Annotated in this window: 18 protein-coding genes; all 18 read right to left on the bottom strand. The window is 42.6% G+C overall.

Features of this window, described 5'->3' with window-relative positions; translation table 11 throughout:
- Nucleotide 1: 1 nt before the first annotated feature.
- Nucleotides 2–871 (bottom strand): ribosome biogenesis GTPase YlqF, encoded by an 870-nt coding sequence (ylqF, locus tag NIE32_RS00965; protein ID WP_253052076.1) that lies wholly within the window; start codon nt 869–871, stop codon nt 2–4.
- A 315-nt stretch (nt 872–1186) separates the two neighbouring features.
- Complete coding sequence (gene rplS / locus NIE32_RS00960) at nt 1187–1528, bottom strand: 50S ribosomal protein L19 (protein WP_253052074.1); 342 nt, start codon at nt 1526–1528, stop codon at nt 1187–1189.
- Nucleotides 1529–1672: 144 nt separating this feature from the next.
- Nucleotides 1673–2416: a tRNA (guanosine(37)-N1)-methyltransferase TrmD gene (trmD, locus tag NIE32_RS00955; RefSeq protein ID WP_253052313.1), complete on the bottom strand. Its 744-nt coding sequence runs from the start codon at nt 2414–2416 to the stop codon at nt 1673–1675.
- Nucleotides 2406–2930, bottom strand: a complete 525-nt coding sequence (rimM, locus tag NIE32_RS00950) for a ribosome maturation factor RimM (RefSeq protein ID WP_253052072.1) — start codon at nt 2928–2930, stop codon at nt 2406–2408. Before rimM ends, trmD begins: the two co-directional genes overlap by 11 nt.
- Before the next feature lie 266 nt (nt 2931–3196).
- Nucleotides 3197–3427, bottom strand: coding sequence for a KH domain-containing protein (locus NIE32_RS00945; protein ID WP_253052070.1), 231 nt, complete (start codon nt 3425–3427; stop codon nt 3197–3199).
- Nucleotides 3428–3447: 20 nt separating this feature from the next.
- On the bottom strand, nt 3448–3720 hold the full coding sequence (rpsP, locus tag NIE32_RS00940; RefSeq protein WP_253052069.1) for a 30S ribosomal protein S16: 273 nt from the start codon (nt 3718–3720) through the stop codon (nt 3448–3450).
- A gap of 43 nt (nt 3721–3763) precedes the next feature.
- Entirely contained in the window at nt 3764–5107 is a 1344-nt protein-coding gene (gene ffh / locus NIE32_RS00935; protein ID WP_253052067.1) for a signal recognition particle protein, read from the bottom strand.
- A 12-nt stretch (nt 5108–5119) separates the two neighbouring features.
- A complete protein-coding gene (locus tag NIE32_RS00930; protein ID WP_253052065.1) occupies nt 5120–5455 on the bottom strand; it encodes a putative DNA-binding protein in 336 nt (111 codons plus the stop codon).
- Between the two features lie 144 nt (nt 5456–5599).
- Nucleotides 5600–6610: a signal recognition particle-docking protein FtsY gene (gene ftsY / locus NIE32_RS00925; RefSeq protein WP_253052063.1), complete on the bottom strand. Its 1011-nt coding sequence runs from the start codon at nt 6608–6610 to the stop codon at nt 5600–5602.
- A gap of 47 nt (nt 6611–6657) precedes the next feature.
- Nucleotides 6658–10230 (bottom strand): chromosome segregation protein SMC, encoded by a 3573-nt coding sequence (smc, locus tag NIE32_RS00920; protein ID WP_253052061.1) that lies wholly within the window; start codon nt 10228–10230, stop codon nt 6658–6660.
- A 156-nt stretch (nt 10231–10386) separates the two neighbouring features.
- The gene (rnc, locus tag NIE32_RS00915; protein ID WP_253052311.1) at nt 10387–11094 is read right to left on the bottom strand and encodes a ribonuclease III; all 708 of its coding nucleotides are present in this window, start codon (nt 11092–11094) and stop codon (nt 10387–10389) included.
- 132 nt (nt 11095–11226) lie between these two features.
- Entirely contained in the window at nt 11227–11469 is a 243-nt protein-coding gene (acpP, locus tag NIE32_RS00910) for an acyl carrier protein (RefSeq protein ID WP_253052059.1), read from the bottom strand.
- Between the two features lie 104 nt (nt 11470–11573).
- Entirely contained in the window at nt 11574–12320 is a 747-nt protein-coding gene (gene fabG / locus NIE32_RS00905; RefSeq protein ID WP_253052057.1) for a 3-oxoacyl-[acyl-carrier-protein] reductase, read from the bottom strand.
- A 3-nt stretch (nt 12321–12323) separates the two neighbouring features.
- Nucleotides 12324–13268 (bottom strand): ACP S-malonyltransferase, encoded by a 945-nt coding sequence (gene fabD / locus NIE32_RS00900; RefSeq protein ID WP_253052055.1) that lies wholly within the window; start codon nt 13266–13268, stop codon nt 12324–12326.
- A gap of 100 nt (nt 13269–13368) precedes the next feature.
- Nucleotides 13369–13944, bottom strand: coding sequence for a transcription factor FapR (gene fapR, locus NIE32_RS00895; RefSeq protein WP_253052053.1), 576 nt, complete (start codon nt 13942–13944; stop codon nt 13369–13371).
- 247 nt (nt 13945–14191) lie between these two features.
- Nucleotides 14192–16240, bottom strand: a complete 2049-nt coding sequence (recG, locus tag NIE32_RS00890) for an ATP-dependent DNA helicase RecG (protein ID WP_253052051.1) — start codon at nt 16238–16240, stop codon at nt 14192–14194.
- The gene (sdaAA, locus tag NIE32_RS00885) at nt 16237–17139 is read right to left on the bottom strand and encodes an L-serine ammonia-lyase, iron-sulfur-dependent, subunit alpha (protein ID WP_253052049.1); all 903 of its coding nucleotides are present in this window, start codon (nt 17137–17139) and stop codon (nt 16237–16239) included. The genes recG and sdaAA overlap by 4 nt, the downstream gene beginning before the upstream one ends.
- A gap of 27 nt (nt 17140–17166) precedes the next feature.
- The gene (sdaAB, locus tag NIE32_RS00880; RefSeq protein WP_253052047.1) at nt 17167–17829 is read right to left on the bottom strand and encodes an L-serine ammonia-lyase, iron-sulfur-dependent subunit beta; all 663 of its coding nucleotides are present in this window, start codon (nt 17827–17829) and stop codon (nt 17167–17169) included.
- Nucleotides 17830–17841: the final 12 nt, after the last annotated feature.

Genomic DNA, 17841 nt, shown 5'->3' with positions numbered 1-17841 from the left:
ATTATGGCCATTCAAGAGTCAGCGGCCCTAGTTTTTGGCTGCGATAGTCACGAATAATAATCTCCGAAACACGATCATAGTCAATGTAACCACCGCTCATCAGACAACCTCTCTTCTTGCCAATTTCATCAAACAGTTGAACAAGTTTATCCTGATCCTCGCCAGTCCCCGTTAACTCAGGAAGTGAATCCAGATTATAACGATCTGCTAAGGATTGCCGGTAATGATGCAATGTGGTTTTTAATAAGAAAAAAGCAATTTCTTGGAAATCCAGCAGTTCTTCTTTTATTGCGCCTGTAGCTGCAAGACAGAGACCCACTTGTGGATCATCGAATTTGGGCCACAAAATCCCAGGTGTGTCCAGAAGCTCCATAGTAGATCCAACTTTGATCCATTGTTGTGCTTTCGTCACGCCCGGACGATCCCCTATTTTGGCAATCTTCTTTCCAGCCAATCGATTTATTAAGGTTGACTTGCCTACGTTAGGTATTCCAAGGATCAACGCACGATCCGCATGAGGACGAAAACCTCTGTCCTCAAGTTTTTTTCGTCTGGCAGCAGTCAGCTTATGAACCGCATCAGGTAATGTTGAGACCCCTTGGCCAGTCTGGCTATTTACTAAATGAACAGTCACACCCTCAGTTTCGAAAAAGTGTTTCCATTGCTGTGTTGCCTGTCGATCAGCCATATCAATCTTATTCATAATGAGAAGTCTTGGTTTTCCTGAAGCAATTTCTTCAACAAGTGGATTCCTTGACGCTAAAGGAATACGGCTATCAACAAGTTCAATCACGACATCTATTTGTTTAATTTTTTCGACCATCTGGCGTTTTGCTTTAGCCATATGTCCAGGATACCATTGTATTGTCACGGTCATTGTCCCCTTTCATTTTGTTTACTCAAGCAGGTATGCAATGTAAGGATGAGAAAAACTGGGTAATAACTGCCCAGTCCTTATTTTGCATTAATTCTGCTTCGATCACTCGCTTGCAGCAAACGATCCGTGAGCCCCCTCATACATCAATGTATTCTGCGGGGCTAATAAACACTTGGCGTGTGATCATCGGGAACGATCCCGCGGGCATCTTGCATCTTTACTGTATTTTTACGTTAAAAAAACAGAAGGGACTTGGTGTCCCAAGCCCCTCCTTTTTCAATACTGCACTCATTCAATTTCAAATCATGCTTATCTGCTCTTAATACGTGCTTTCTTACCACGCAGACTACGCAGATAATACAGTTTCGCACGACGCACTTTACCAAAGCGTACCACTTCGATCTTATCGATCTTCGGGGAGTTTACCGGAAAGGCGCGTTCAACACCGACACCATAAGAAATCTTTCGTACTGTAAAGGTTGCGCTGATACCGCCGCCATGACGTTTGATTACGACGCCTTCAAAAACTTGAATACGTTCATGACTACCTTCAGTAATCTTCACGTGCACTTTAAGTGTATCACCCGGTCTGAAATCCGGAATATCTGTACGCAACTGTTCTTTAGTAATTTCATCAATAACATTTGACATATAAAATGGCCTCCTTCCGTACAAATGCTCGTACCTTCTCTTAGAACGCAGCGGAACATCGTATTCACTGGCATTTGCCACAAGATTCATCATACCATATCTGAATCATGGCATGCAAGTCATTTAAACGGCAGAGTCTAGGATTTATTCTTTACCCGACTCTCGCTTAAATTGACGCAACCATTTTAATTCTTGCTCGGTCATCTTTCGATCGTTCAATAGATCTGGCCGACGTTCATAAGTTCTTCTCAGCGATTCTTTCCAGCGCCATTCAGCAATTTTTTCATGATTTCCGGAGAGTAATAGATCTGGAACTTTCATTCCTCGAAAATCTGCTGGTCGTGTATAATGCGGATGTTCCAATAATCCATCTGAGAATGAATCAGTGACAGCAGAAGTATCATTACCCAGAACACCTGGGAGCAATCGGACAATGCTGTCAATCATAGCCATAGCCGCCAATTCCCCACCGGTCATGACAAAATCACCGATCGAATATTCATCTGTCACCAAATGTTCAGGAATTCGCTCATCAAACCCCTCATAATGGCCACAGATAAAGATGAGTCTCTTCTCGTTTGAGAGCATTTCAGCATCTTCTTGTTTGAATGGCTTTCCTTGTGGTGAAGTTAGAATAATTCTTGGAGCGGTATCATCATCCGCTCTAAGCGCATCTACCGCGTCAAACAATGGTTGCGGCATCAAGACCATACCTGCACCACCACCGAAAGGATAATCATCAACTTTATTGTGTTTATTTGTTGTAAAATCTCTGAAGTTCGTCACTGAATAGGATACTGCGTCTTTTTCAGCTGCCTTCCCAAGAATCGAAGTATTCAATACGCCATCAAACATTTCAGGAAAAAGAGAAAGAATGTCAATCTTCATCATCAACCAACCCCGGAATCAGATGTACGGTTACTTTTTTGTTTTTCACATCAACATTTTTTACCACATCTTTAATATAAGGAATTAACAACTCTTTCTTACCCGTATCAATCACCCAGACGTCGTTGGCGCCAGGAGACAGAATTTCTTTTACTGTTCCTAGCACAGCTCCGGTGTCTGTAACTACATTGGAACCGATCACTTCATAATAGTAGAAGTCGCCTTCTTCTAATTCAGATAACTGTCCCTGCTCAACAAAGAGTGACATACCTTTATAGTTCTCTACATCGTTGATGGACGGATGATCTTCAAAAGTCAGGCAATCGAATTGTTTGTGACGACGATAACTCCTCACTGTTAGAGTTTGATCATTTCCTTTCTCGCGGAGATGTAGTATTGAGCCTTTAGCATAGCGTTCCTCTGGAAAATCCGTTGCACTAATGACACGTACCTCTCCTTTGATGCCTTGAGTGTTAACTATTTTTCCAACATATAACCATTGCTGCTCAGTCATCAGTCTTCCTCCTTGTCTACGGAACATTTATATGGCCTGATCTTGCCAGTAAACTCTATTATGTACGTTAACTTCATTTGTGCTTCGCTCGCTCGTTTGCTTGCCGCGGGCGATCCGTGAGCCACCTCGATCAACCCATTGTCTGCGGGTCTCACTCGCGGAACGCTCCGCAGGCGTCTCGCATTCGCTGCATTTTCACGAAATAGTCTTACCTTTTTTATCTGTTGAAAAAGAGAAGGGCAAACGCTCCCCTTCTCTTTTCATTATTATTCACGGATTAAAAAACGTGCGTCAATTCCTCGAGCACTGCCTATGGCTGAAACAACAGTCCTAACGGATTCAGCAACTTGACCATGTCTGCCGATGAGTTTGCCCATATCCTGTTTTGCAACTGTAAGGAGATAGGTTTCGCACCCTTGTTCTACTTGTTTCTCAATCCGAACATGTTCATGATCATCGATGAGCGGGAATACAATGGCTTTAATCAACTCTTCCATTTATCTTCCCCCACTCATACTTATTTTTGAATCTTGGAAAGATGGAATTTTTCCATAATCCCTTGTTTTGAGAACAGGTTACGGACCGTATCCGATGGTTGTGCACCTTTTTGAAGCCAATCAAGTGCTTTTTCTTCGTCAACTGTGAATGTTTTTGGTGTAACTACCGGATTGTATGTGCCAATTTCTTCAATGAAACGGCCATCACGAGGTGCGCGTGAATCTGCTACAACTACTCTGTAAAATGGACGTTTTTTTGCTCCCATGCGTTTTAGACGAATTTTTACTGACATACTAAACAACTCCTAATGGTTATAGTTTGTGTATTTTGTTCCATTACATAAATGGTAAATTAAAAGGATTGCGTTTCTTGCCTTTTGTCTTGCCCATAAACTGTTTCATCATTTTCTTCATGTCTTTGAACTGCTTGAGCAACCGATTGACATCTGCAACGGATGTTCCGCTTCCAAGTGCAATCCGTTTCTTACGACTTGCGTTAATCATATCCGGCTCAGTCTTTTCCTGGGCAGTCATTGATCGGATAATGGCTTCAGTCTGGCCAATTTTCTTCTCATCAATCTGCATGTTCTTCATGCCTTTAAATTTGTTTGCTCCAGGCATCATCGCAAGTAGATCTTCTAATGGTCCCATATTGCGGATCTGACCAATTTGATCAAGAAAATCATCAAGTGTGAAACTGACAGACAGCAATTTTTGCTGCATATCGCGTGCTTTCTCTTCATCAATGTTCGCTTGTGCTTTCTCGATCAGAGAGAGCACATCGCCCATTCCAAGAATACGCGACGCCATACGATCAGGATGGAAAGGTTCAAGCGCATCCATCTTTTCGCCCATACCCACGAACTTAATTGGTGTCCCGGTCACTGAGCGGATCGATAATGCAGCACCGCCTCGAGTGTCGCCATCCAACTTAGTCATAATCACACCGGTTAAGTCAAGTCGCTCATTGAAAGCAGTCGCAACGTTCACCGCATCTTGACCAGTCATCGCATCAACGACAAGAAAAACTTCATCCGGATTGCTGACAGCTTTGATTTGCTCGAGCTCATCCATCAGTCCTTCATCAATATGCAGACGCCCTGCAGTATCAATGAGAACTAAATCATGATGCTCACTCTTCGCTTGTTCCATACCTTGACGAACAATTTCTACAGGATTCACCTGATCACCTAATGAAAAGACAGGTATATTCAATTGTCCACCCAATGTTTGCAATTGTTTGATCGCTGCAGGACGATAGATATCCGCAGCAATCATTAATGGCTTTTTATTATGGGCCTTGCGAATATAGTTGGCAAGTTTCGCTGCAGATGTCGTTTTACCTGCACCTTGGAGTCCGACAAAAAGTAAGACAGTCGGTGGCTTTAGAGCAAGGTTAAGCTTTGTCTGCTCACCGCCCATCAGCTCGGTCAATTCTTCTTGAACAACTTTAATGACCTGCTGACCAGGTGTGAGGCTTTTCAAAACTTCTTGCCCAACAGCACGATCCTGTACACGTTTGACAAATGATTTAACTACTTTAAAGTTAACATCTGCTTCAAGAAGCGCCAAGCGGATTTCACGAGTCATTTGCTTAACATCCGCTTCAGAGACCTTGCCTCTGCCGCGGATTTTTTTCATCGTTGCCTGAAGCCTGTCAGATAGACTCTCAAATGCCATACTTCTCACATCCTAGTCTAAACTCTCTAATTCATTAATAAAAGAATCGAGTTGTTTGCTTTCTTCACGATCCAAATGACCAGCCAGGCTTTTCATTTTGGAAATCACAGTAAGCCGAGTCTTGTACTTGCGAAACAACCCCAATTTTTCTTCAAACGTTTCGAGAGCACTTTCAGCCCTTTTCAGGTTATCATAAACTGCTTGTCTCGTTACTTGGTTTCTGTCCGCAATTTCACCAAGAGAAAAATCATTCAGATAGTAAAGATTCAAATATTCCTGTTGTTTTGGGGTGAGAAGCGGCTGATAAAAATCGTATAGGGCGTTAACTCTCAAAACCTTCTCAAGCATAGCAAATCCCCTTGGCTGTAAAGGCACTTTACTTTACGGTAAAATAATACAGGATTAACTTACATGTGTCAAGTTTTCGCCTTGAACCCAGTAAAACCGACGGCTGTATGGACCGTTATTTTATCTGAATGCCAGACGCATCAATTATTCGTCGTCCGTTCCATTCGTATCCTGATGTTCTTCGCTAAACAACTCTGCAAACAAACCATAGATAAATGCATCAGCATCAAAAGTCTGCAAATCATTGAGATGTTCCCCCAACCCAACTAACTTGACAGGAATATCTAATTCATTACGGATCGCAAGAACAATACCGCCTTTTGCTGTGCCATCTAACTTGGTAAGCACAATTCCAGTAACTTCTGATGATTGCTGAAAGAGTTTTGCTTGGCTAAGTGCATTTTGTCCAGTTGTTGCGTCAAGCACAAGCAACACTTCATGAGGTGCACCCGGACATTCTCGGGAAATGACACGCTTAATTTTCTCAAGTTCTTTCATTAAATTGACTTTATTTTGCAGTCGTCCTGCAGTATCACAAAGCAAAACATCGACTTTTCTTGATTTAGCTGCTTGCATCGCATCAAAGACCACAGATGCAGGATCAGATCCTTCCTGATGCCTAATGACATCAATGCCAGTTCGATCACCCCAAACCTGAAGTTGGTCAATCGCGCCGGCTCTAAAAGTATCTGCAGCAGCAAGTAATACACTCTTGCCTTCATTTTTCAGTCTTCCGGCGAGTTTTCCAATCGTGGTTGTCTTACCAGCGCCATTGACACCAACCATTAAAATCACAGTTAATCCGGTTGGATTTATCCGAAGTTCCGTGTCTTTAACATTTTTTGTTAGAAATTCTGAAAGGACCTCAACAATAACGTCTTTCAGTTTGTCCGTATCTTTTATATTTCGTGTTCGCGCTTCGTCTTTCAACCGGTCGACAAGATCCATAACCGTATTGATGCCAACGTCTGATTCAATAAGTATTTCTTCAAGTTCCTCAAAAAATTCTTCATCAACTTTTCTATATCTCTTAACCAAATTGTTCATACGCTCAGAAAATGATTTGCGTGTTTTTGAGAGACCATCTTTAAATTTATCTGTAACGGCAGTTGTGCTTCCGGTAATCTTATTTTTTAATTTGTCGAAGAAGTTCATGCTGTTTCCTCCAATCTATACTTCTATTTTTTCACTTAGAAAATCATTTATCCATTTCCGGCAGTGAGTAATTCATCAGTATCTTCAAGACGTACCGAAACAAGTCGAGAAACACCGGATTCCTGCATGGTCACCCCATAAAGTACATCTGATCGTTCCATTGTCCCATGCCGGTGTGTCACAACAATGAACTGTGTTTCCAAACTAAACTTTTTCAGAAAGGCTGCGTAACGGTCGACGTTGGCATCATCTAATGCTGCCTCAACTTCATCCAATACACAGAAAGGGACAGGGCGTACTTTCAAGATTGCAAAAAGTAGCGCAATGGCTGTCAGCGCACGCTCACCACCGGAAAGAAGTGAAAGTCTTTGAAGCTTCTTTCCGGGTGGCTCTGCAAGAATATCGACACCGCTCGTTAACATGTTCGACGGTTCAATCAGTTGAAGATCTGCCCGGCCACCACCGAATAGTTCTCGAAATACCTCTTGAAAGTGGTGTCTGATATTACTAAATGTTTCAGTAAAGCGCTGTTCAACAACCTGATCCATCTCAGTCATCACATGATTTAATGTCTCACGTGCTTTTAATAAATCAGCTCTTTGGGATGAAAGAAATTGTTCTCGCTCTCGAACTGTTTCATATTCTTCAATGGCACCAATATTTACGGATCCAAGTTCTTCAATGGCGCGTTTAATTAATTTCACTTTCTTGCGTGCTTCAGGAACCTCGATTGATAACGGATAGTTCTCGCGCGCTGCTTCAATCGTCATTTCGTATTCTTCTCTTAACGTGTTTAAGAGATGATCAAGTTGTACATCCATTCGCCCAAGCATAACATCCTTTTCTTGAAAGGCAGAATTGATCGTGCCTAATTCCGTACGCTGATTCTGCAAGGATGATTCATCTGAAGAAAGCGATGCTTGCTGCTCTTTGCGCACCGTTCGCTTAATCTTAAGGGAATCTGTAAGTGCATCTTTTCGATTCTGCGCGTCCTTGATCTGTTGTTCAAGCTGCTCGGTTACTTCTTGCTGATTCTCAATTTCAACATCAATGCCACTCGCTGAAGAGTGGAGTGCGTCAATTGAAGCTGCGAGTTCGTCAACCCTGGATTGCGTCTGTGCTACTTTCTCATCCTGATGTGTGACAATTTGGTGCTGCTCGGCAATGCGGACTTTTAATGTAGTGATCTCAGACTGGAGTTCCTGTTTTGATAAATCAATGTCTGCTCTGTTCTGCGTCAAACGGCTGATCTCAGTGGTCAGATGTTCCGCAGTTTCCGCATTTGATGATTCATTCGTGTCAATCATTTTCAAGCGATTGGTTATTTTCTCATGTTCCGCATTGAAATCACCGTTTTCTCTTGAAAGTAATTGATATTTTTCGAGACTAGCTTTTTCTTCTGTTTCCGCATCACGTTTTTCAGCTTCTATTTGGCGATACTGTTCCGTAGCTTCTTGCAAAGCTTGCCGGACATGATTGGTATCGAGTTCATCCTCGGCGATCGTGTTCTTCAGTGTTACAAAATCAGTTTGCAACTGTTCTCTTTTATTCTGCATTTCTTTGATTTGCGCTGTCAATTCATCAATCTCAGCGCTCCGCCCTATTAAGCTTGCTTGGCGCTGCTTCACACTCCCACCGGTCATTGCACCACCAGGAGCAACACTATCCCCCTCGAGAGTCACAATCCGATATCGATAATGTATTTGTTTCGCAATTTGGTTTGCCCCTTCGAGATTTCGGGCGATAAGAACCGCTCCGAGTAAAAATTCAACGATCGGTTTGTATTGCGCCTCACATGAAATTAAGTCCGCACCCGTTCCAATAAAAGCGGAATGGTCTTGAATTCTGTCACGCTCAGTAGCTGGGATTGATTTCGGCCTAATTACGGAAAGAGGCAGAAAAGTAGCTCTTCCCCCTTGATGCTGCCTCAAAAATTGAATCGCGTTTCGCCCGGCTGTCTCATCTGTGACAACAAGATGTTGAGAAGAACTGCCTAATGCTGTTTCTATAGCCGTTCCGTAAGTCTTTTGAACATGAATTAATTCCGCAACCGCACCATGAATACCGTTTAATCTTCTTCTATTTTTCAGAATTGCTTTGACACCTTGATAATAGCCAGCATAATCTTCTTTAAGTGATTCAAGCATTTCTTTTCTTGAACGCGCTTGATCAATAAAATTACTTATTTTGCTAACCGCATCTTTTTCTTTGGTATATCGTTCACGTTCTCTTTCTAAACGAACGCAATACGTGTCAAACTGTTTCTGCAACTGTTCTTTTTTATTCTTTATTTGGCCTAACTGCTTTTCAAGCGTATTTTTTCTCTTACCCGCTTCTTCGGCCATTGCTTTGATTTCCTGCGTATTTGCTTGAAGGCGATTCTTTTTGACCTCCAAGTTTTTTCCTTGATCCGAGAGGTAGCGCCGTTCATTTCGCATGGCCGCTTGTTGGTTGAGAATTTCGATGTACTCTGCCTTTAATTGCTCAATACGCTCATCCAAATTCTGTTCAAAACTGCTAAACTCTTTTTTCTTTATCGTAAGTTCCTGTTGAATAGCATTGAATGTTCGCTTCTCAGAATGACAACTGTTTTTTGCTTGAACGAGAAGCTGACGCTCCTTCTGTAATTGCTCATTCAGTTTAATGATTCGATCTCTAAGTTCTTCAGCATTACTGTGCGCGTGTTTACTTCTCTCGGACAGCACTTCTTTCCTGCCAAGCAGTTTTTCCAAATGCTCTGCAGATTCCGCCCATTCAGCTTGCATCGTTTCAATAGATTCATCTAATTCTTCAAGTTGTGCACGACTCGAACGGTATTTTTGATCAAGCATTTCAATCTTCTCAGCCAACGCAGTCTTTTTGTGACTTAAGGAATCTACTTGATGCTTCGTTTCTTGCCATTGATCATGAAGATCATCAATGTCATGGGCAAGTAATGCGATGTCCACTTCTTCGAGTTCGCTCTTCTTCTGTAAATATTCCTTTGCAATTGATGCTTGCTGCTCTAATGGACCAAGCCTTTGTTCTAACTCATGCAGGATGTCTTCGACACGATTTAAACTTTCTTCTGAATCATTGAGTTGCTTCTCAGCTGCTTGTTTTCGCAGCTTGTATTTCAACACGCCTGATGCTTCCTCAAAAATTTTACGTTTATCTTCCGCTTTACTATTCAGTATTTCATCAATTTTACCTTGGCCAATGACGGAATAGGCTTCTTTCCCTAAGCCCGAATCCATGAAAAGGTCAACAATATCTTTTAATCTGCAACTCTGCTTATTTAGCTGAAATTCGCTTTCTCCGGAACGGAATACCCTTCGTGTAACACTAATTTCGCTAAAATCCATGGGTATGTACTGATCACCATTGTCTAAAGTGAGGGTCACTTCAGCCATGTTCACCGCTTTTTTCGTATCACTACCGGAAAAAATGATATCTTCCATTTTTGCTCCACGGAGCGACTTTGCGGATTGTTCACCCAGTACCCATCGAATCGCTTCGGTTATATTGCTTTTTCCACTTCCATTAGGGCCAACGACCGCAGTTACCCCAGGGACAAATTCAACCGATGTTTTATTCGCAAAGGATTTAAAGCCTGAAACTTCGAGTCTTTTGAGGAACATCCTGATCCCTCCGTTTCTTACCAATCTGTTTCGCAAAATTGATGATCCTACGTGCGTGGTCTATTTTCATCAGATTTGCTTCATTAACTCGTTCTCATCATTCATATATGAATGATGCGCGTAACAAAAACAGCCGAGTATGCCCGGCTGCTTTTGTTACTCGGCAATGTTCTTGAGCGCTTTGCATGCAGCGCTTTGTTCCGAGTCTTTCTTCGAATGTCCCTTACCCAGTCCAACCACTTCTCCATTAAGCAGCACTTTTGATGTAAACTCACGATGATGAGCAGGCCCTTTCTCGGTTACTAACTCATAATCAAGTTCACCCAAATTCTTTCGCTGAATCATTTCTTGAAGTTGACTTTTATAATCCATCACATGGGAAAAAGAGCCATCGCTGATTCTCGGATACACAACAGATTGTAAGAAGCGTTCCACTTCTGACAATCCTTGATCGAGATAAAGAGCGCCGATAAACGCTTCAAACACGTCGGCGAGAAGAGAAGGTCTCTGTCTGCCGCCGGTTACTTCCTCGCCACGACCGAGGAAAATCTTATCCTCAAAGGAGAGTGATGAAGCAAACTGGAACAATCCTGTTTCACAAACAATGGCTGCCCTTAGCTTCGTCATATCTCCTTCTGTGAGATCCGGAAAGTGCTTAAATAAATGCTGAGAGATCAGCAATTCAAGTACTGCATCTCCAAGAAACTCGAGCCGTTCATAATCTTCCTGAGATTCGCGACGGTGCTCATTCACATAAGATGAATGTGTGAATGCCTGCTTCAGTAATTCTTCATTATTGAACGAAAATGAGAAGTCACTGAGAAATTGATAAAGTTTTTCCGTTATTTCCTTTTCCTGATCCATTTTTCTTGAACCTGGCAAATTTGTCACCTCCACTTACTAAAAGAACAAAACCCATCTTGTCCATGTAAAATAAATAAGAAGAAATCCCGCCCTTATAAATGATTTATAAAAACGGGACTCATGGTTAGCATGTCAGGATTTGTGGTTCTCTATGTAAGATACGACGTCACCAACGGTTTGAATCTTTTCCGCATCTTCATCGGAGATTTCCAAATTAAATTCATCTTCAAGTTCCATGACAAGTTCTACAATATCAAGAGAATCTGCGTCGAGATCTTCTTTAAATGAAGCTTCGAGCTTAACATCAGCTTCATCAACGCCTAATCGATCGACAACGATTTTCTTGACACGTACCAAAACATCTTCGTCTGCCATGTCTTCACCTCCTCTCGAGGGCATTATTCATTAAAAATACTTGCTCTCCGTCCTCAGTCAATTCGAGGAGGGGCAACATCTTTTTAAAACGTACCTAAATCATTTTATTGCATTGCCATACCACCGTCAACACTTAATGTTTGTCCGGTCATATATTTACTCTCATCAGAGGCTAAAAATAAAACAACTCCGGCAACATCTTCGGGTGTTCCCAGCTTACCTAATGGAATCTCGCTCTGCATTTTCGACTTTACATCCTCAGGAAGCTGATCCGTCATTTCTGTCACAATAAATCCGGGTGCCACGGCATTGACAGTAATCCCGCGTGATGCCACTTCACGTGCAGTGGCTTTTGTCAAACCAATCACACCCGCTTTAGCTGCTACATAGTTTGCCTGACCGGGATTGCCTAGAATACCAACAACTGATGCCACATTAACTATTCTGCCCTGTTTTTGACGCATCATTGGTCTAAGAGCTGCTTTTGTAACCAAGAATACCCCTTTAAGATTTGTATTGAGCACTGCATCCCAATCCGTTTCTTTCATGCGCATCAATAAACCATCTCGAGTAATCCCAGCATTATTCACCACAATATCCAAATGGCCAAAATGATCGATGGATTGCTTAATCATTTCCTGAACAGCAGATTCATCGGAAATATCGCATTGCCAAACGAATGCTTCTGCCCCTACTGATCGAATTTCAGAAGCAGTTTCTTCAGCCCGCACTTTATTCCCGGAATAATTAACAATAATCGATGCGCCTTGTTTCGCCAGCTTGATCGCAATGGCATGACCGATCCCTCTTGAAGCTCCAGTAACAAGTGCTACTTTATTTTGAAGTCCCATTTATTATACACGCTCCTTGAGTTGTTCAGTAACTTCACTCAAACTCTGCGCATCACTGACTTGAAGTACGGTAGACTTACGATTTATTTTACGAATCAATCCTGAAAGAACTTTTCCAGGTCCAACTTCGACAAATGTATCGACGCCTAGCGCATTCAGCCGTTCAACGGATTCAATCCAGCGAACCGGAGAATATAGTTGTTCAATCAAATGATCACGAATTTCCTGTGCCTTCGTTTCCTCCTGAGCCGTGCTGTTTGCTACGACCGGAATTTTGGCATTAGATACAGGCAAGGCATCGAGTACATCTCGCAATTGTTCTGCTGCTGGTTTCATAAGTGACGAATGAAATGGTCCACTTACAGACAGCGGAACCACACGCCGAGCTCCTGATTCTGCAGCACGTTCTGACGCCTTTTCAACACCAGCAACGGTTCCCGAAATGACAATTTGTCCTGGGCAATTAATATTTGCTGTCTGAACGGAATCTCCTTGGTCAGTGATTTGTAGGCAAATTTGTTTCAATTGTTCGACATCCAATCCGAGAACTGCAGCCATCGTCCCTTTTCCAGCAGGTACTGCTGCTTCCATTAATAAACCTCTTTTGCGAACAGCATAGACTGCATCCTCAAAGTTAAGGACTCCCGCAGCAAATAACGCACTATATTCACCAAGGCTGTGACCGGCTACATAGTCAGGATGGACGCCTTTAGTTTCTAACAAATGACATAATACCGCACTAACAGTGAGTAATGCAGGTTGTGTGTTCTCCGTTTTTTTCAGTGCTTCTTCAGGCCCATTCAAGATTAATTCTGTAAGTGGAAAACCTAAGTGGCGATCTGCTGCAGCAAACATTTCTTTTGCTTCAGGGTACGCATTGATTAGGTCAGCACCCATACCAACCGTTTGCGAACCTTGTCCTGGAAAAACAAATGCGACTTTACCCAATATTCATCAACCTCCGGATTATTCTGTCCCCTAGTACCAATCTTTAATGTGCTGCTCATCTCGTGGCAACAAATAAATAAGGAGACTACAAAGCACTTAGTTATAGTTCTGATTTATCTTTATTTCCATGTGCACGATACATGGTGAACACGCCATTGAACACATGATCATGACCTGAATAACTGTTGACTTCTACTCTCGTACGCACGCGCTCTTTGCGAATCACTTTAGCTTTGGCAACAACACGTTCTCCTGATTTTACCGGCCGTATGTAGTGTATTTCTGCTTTAGAAGTCAATGCAAGAGCGTCATTGATTACGGCAACCGCCAGGGAGTTTGCCTGTGCAAATAGATGATGACCTCGAGCAATTCCCGTCCTTGTGAATACTAATTCTGGAGTAATTTCAAGAATAGATATGGCACTTATATCCAATTGCAAGTCAAGAATGTCACCAATCACTTCTTCTTGATGAAGTGCCTTAACTTCGTCAAATTGCCTTTTAGCCACATGTTTAATGCGTTCTCTTAATTCAGGAATGGATAACTCTAAGCGATCTAATCGGATTGTCTGCACGCTAACCGAAAACTTTTTCGACAATTCGTCATCAGTAATAAAAGGATTGTCAGTAATGGTCTGTTTTAATAATGATTGTCGATCCTTTTTGTTCTTTCTCATTGATACCGCCGCCGTCCTCGTTCATCGTTCATTGTGTTCAATTCACAATTAAGACTAGGTAATAATAGTAAGTATACCATATCTTATCTGTAGCGGGTAGCACCGGCAAATGAGTGGATGTGTCGAGCTTTTCTCTGACTGTTCACTGATAAAATATAGTACGGATAGTTCACATACCGTATGAGTCAGACATTCTTCTCAAAAATGACACGTATTTATGTACGTGTTCATTTGGACAAGGGTTTCACTAATCTAAATGAACTGAAGAGGTCAATCCGGATTCAATAAGGGGCTGACGAAGTTGTGCGTATTGTTCATCATGCCAGAACTTTGAATCACTGACCAATTTTGCAGCATCATCTCTTGCAGTAGCCAGCGTACGGTAGTCATGAACCATATCTGCCAACTTAAATGAAGGCACACCACTCTGTTTTTTTCCAAAAAAATCTCCGGGTCCGCGTAATTTGAGATCATAAGCAGAGAGCTTGAAGCCATCGGTCGTTTCAGTCATCATTCGCATTTTCTCACGACTTGCTTCCGATTTAGCATCTGCAAGAAGTACACAATACGATTGGGTATTGCCACGTCCTACCCTGCCACGGAGCTGATGGAGCTGAGACAGGCCGAATCGATCTGCATCATAAATAATCATTAGAGACGCATTGGGCACGTTAACCCCGACCTCGACAACAGTTGTTGAGACAAGAATCTGAGCCTTATGATCCTTAAAAGAATTCATGACCTCTTCCTTTTCTTCTGGAGCAAGCTTTCCATGCATCAAAGCAACGCGATACTGAGGTAACGCTTGGGATAGGTATGCATGAACATCCAGTGCATTCTGCACATCGAGCTGTTCAGATTCCTCTATTAAGGGGCAGATGACATACGCTTGTCGCCCTTGATCAAGTTCCTTTTTCATGAATGTAAGGACTCGATCCATAACGTTTTCCTGAACCCAATAGGTCTTGATCTTCTTTCTTCCACCGGGAAGTTCATCAATTGTTGATACATCCATATCTCCAAATACAGAAAGTGCAAGTGTTCTTGGGATGGGCGTTGCGGTCATATACAACACATCAGGTTCTTTCCCTTTCAAGCGTAATGCGCCTCGCTGACGTACACCGAAGCGATGTTGCTCATCCGTCACAACGAAGCCTAATTTTTGAAAAAGAACTTCTGGTTGGATTAGAGCATGCGTGCCTACAAGTATGTGAATGCTTCCTTCTGCCAAATGTTCAAGCAGCGCTTTTCGCTTCTTCCCCCGTACACTTCCTGTTAATAGTCCCACAGTGATTCCAAACGGCCTAAAGAGTTCTTCCAGATAATCTGCATGCTGTTCTGCAAGTATTTCTGTTGGTGCCATCAGCGCCCCTTGATAGCCTCCCGTTACAGCCGCATAAAGGGCAATCGCAGCAACAACAGTTTTACCAGAACCTACGTCACCTTGGAGTAATCGATTCATTGGCGATGACGATGCCAAGTCACGTAAGATTTCATCGATTACCCGGTTCTGTGCTTGAGTCATAGCAAAAGGAAGCAGACCAATAAACTTGTGGACCAATTCTTGATCCACAGGAATAGGGTTACCGATGGATGAGGAACGGTTCATTTGTTTATAAGCCTGCAATTTAAGTTGATAAAATAAAAACTCTTCATAAACCAAACGTCTTCTTGCTTGATGCAGGCGCTCACGTTCCTCGGGAAAATGAATAATCTGCACAGCCTCTTTCTTACCAATCAGCTTATAAGCTTGTCTTAAGCTTTCAGGAAGAGTTTCTTGAATGCAGTCCGGGTATTGAGCAAACGCTTGTTTTATGAGCGTCCTCATTTTTTTAATGGAGACACCCGACTTAACAGGATAGACAGGTGCCCATTGTGCATGAGTTTCTGGCTTCCCTGTTTTGAAATCGGTAGATGTCAAGACTGCACGATTTCGGTCCCATTTACCGGTTACCGTTACCGGCTCGCCGAGTGTTAGACTTCGTTTCAAAAAAGGTCGATTGAATAGAATAACCGTGATAAGGTAACGCCCCGACAGCACGCGCACAGATAGTCTTGACTTTTTTTTGCCATAATAATTAAGTAACGGTTCGCTCTGAATAATACCGGATACCGTCGCCATTTCTTGATCCTGGACATCTGCAAGATTTCTTAATTCATAGTTATCATATCGATAAGGATAATAGTCGACTAGGTTTTCAACTGTTGTGATCCCTAAAGTTCCCAGTTCTTCAGCTAGGCGTGTTCCGACCCCTTTTAAATTTTGTATTGGTATATTTGTTTTCGCTGTCGTCATTGCTCTTTGATCATCGATGACTGTGCATCCGAACCGAAAATTTGTTTTTTAAGCGCTCGGCCTGTCTTTGTGTCTGCCAATCCACCAAGTGCAGTCTCTCTTAACGCAACCGGCATCATACGCCCTACTCGGTACATCGCATCAATCACTTCGTCACAGGGTATTAAGCTTTTTATTCCAGCTAGAGCCATATCTGCTGCCACAATTGCGCTCGATGCGCCAATTGCATTGCGTTTCACACAAGGTGCTTCAACTAATCCTGCGACAGGATCACAAATCAACCCCAGCATGTTTGCAAGGGCAATTGCCATTGCATGTGCGGATTGTTCCGGGGTCCCTCCCGCTAATTCAACCGCAGCAGCGGCTGCCATTCCGGTTGCTGAGCCTACTTCAGCTTGACATCCTCCTGCAGCCCCTGAAATGGATGCGTTATTTGCGATAACAAATCCAAATGCTCCGGCAGTAAAAAGAAAATCAACCATTTGTTCACGGCTTGGATGAAGCTTGGATTGGAGACCAAATAAAACACCTGGGACAACGCCTGCTGAGCCTGCTGTCGGTGTCGCACAGATGGTTCCCATAGCTGCGTTTACTTCATTTGTGGCCATTGCCTTACTGACTGAATCAAGCAATACAGTACCAGACAAAGGTTGCTTATTTTTTAAGTAAGCTTGTAATTTACGTGCGTCTCCGCCTGATAAACCGGAGCGTGATTTAATATCCTCATTAATTCCCCGTTGAACGGCCTGCTCCATAACCTCCAAATTGCGGGACATTTTAGAAAAAATGTCTTCACGACTTCTTCCGGTTGTCTCCATTTCAGTCCGAATCATGACTTCGGAAATGGCTATATGTTGTTGATCAGCAAGGTTCACTAATTCCTCTATGGTACGAAACATGAAGACTCCTCCTTTTCCAGCAATTTTTTATGATAAAACAGCTACATTCAGGATGTTTGGAAGGCCAGAAATTTCTGCTGCCATTCCCTCATCGATTTCTTCATCTGTTTGAATGACCATCAATGCTAAACTGCCTTTTTTTTGGCGAGATACTTCCATATAGGAAATATTCTTCTCATATTTTGCAATCAATCCCGCAACTTCAGCAACTGACCCGTACTTATCATGATGGAGTACAAGCAATGCGGGATTACTCCCAGACAATGATATGGAAAATCCATTGACTTCAGTGATCTCAATTTTACCTCCGCCAATGGAAACACCAACCAGTTCAAGTTCATCGTCACCTGTTGCTAAGTGGATTCGCGCTGTATTCGGCTCTTCAACTTGTGTGTTTTTATCAATGTGAAACGAGATATCTATGCCCAATTCTTCAGCGATTTGAAGTGACTCAGGAAGCCGTTTGTTACTCTCATCAAAATCAAGCAAACCTGCCACAATAGCAACGTCTGTTCCATGCCCCTTATAAGTTTCAGCGAATGAACCATAAAGTGTAATGATCACCCGCTCGGGGCGTACGCCGAACAATTTGCGAGCCATGCGACCAATTTTTGCCGCACCTGCTGTGTGTGAACTGGAAGGACCAACCATTACTGGTCCGATAATGTCAAATACACTCCGATATTTCATGATTGGCATCCC

The sequence above is a fragment of the Sporolactobacillus kofuensis genome, assembly GCF_024125425.1.
Classification (GTDB): Bacteria; Bacillota; Bacilli; order Bacillales; family Sporolactobacillaceae; genus Sporolactobacillus; species Sporolactobacillus kofuensis.
This window is presented reverse-complemented; position numbering and strand designations above follow the sequence as displayed.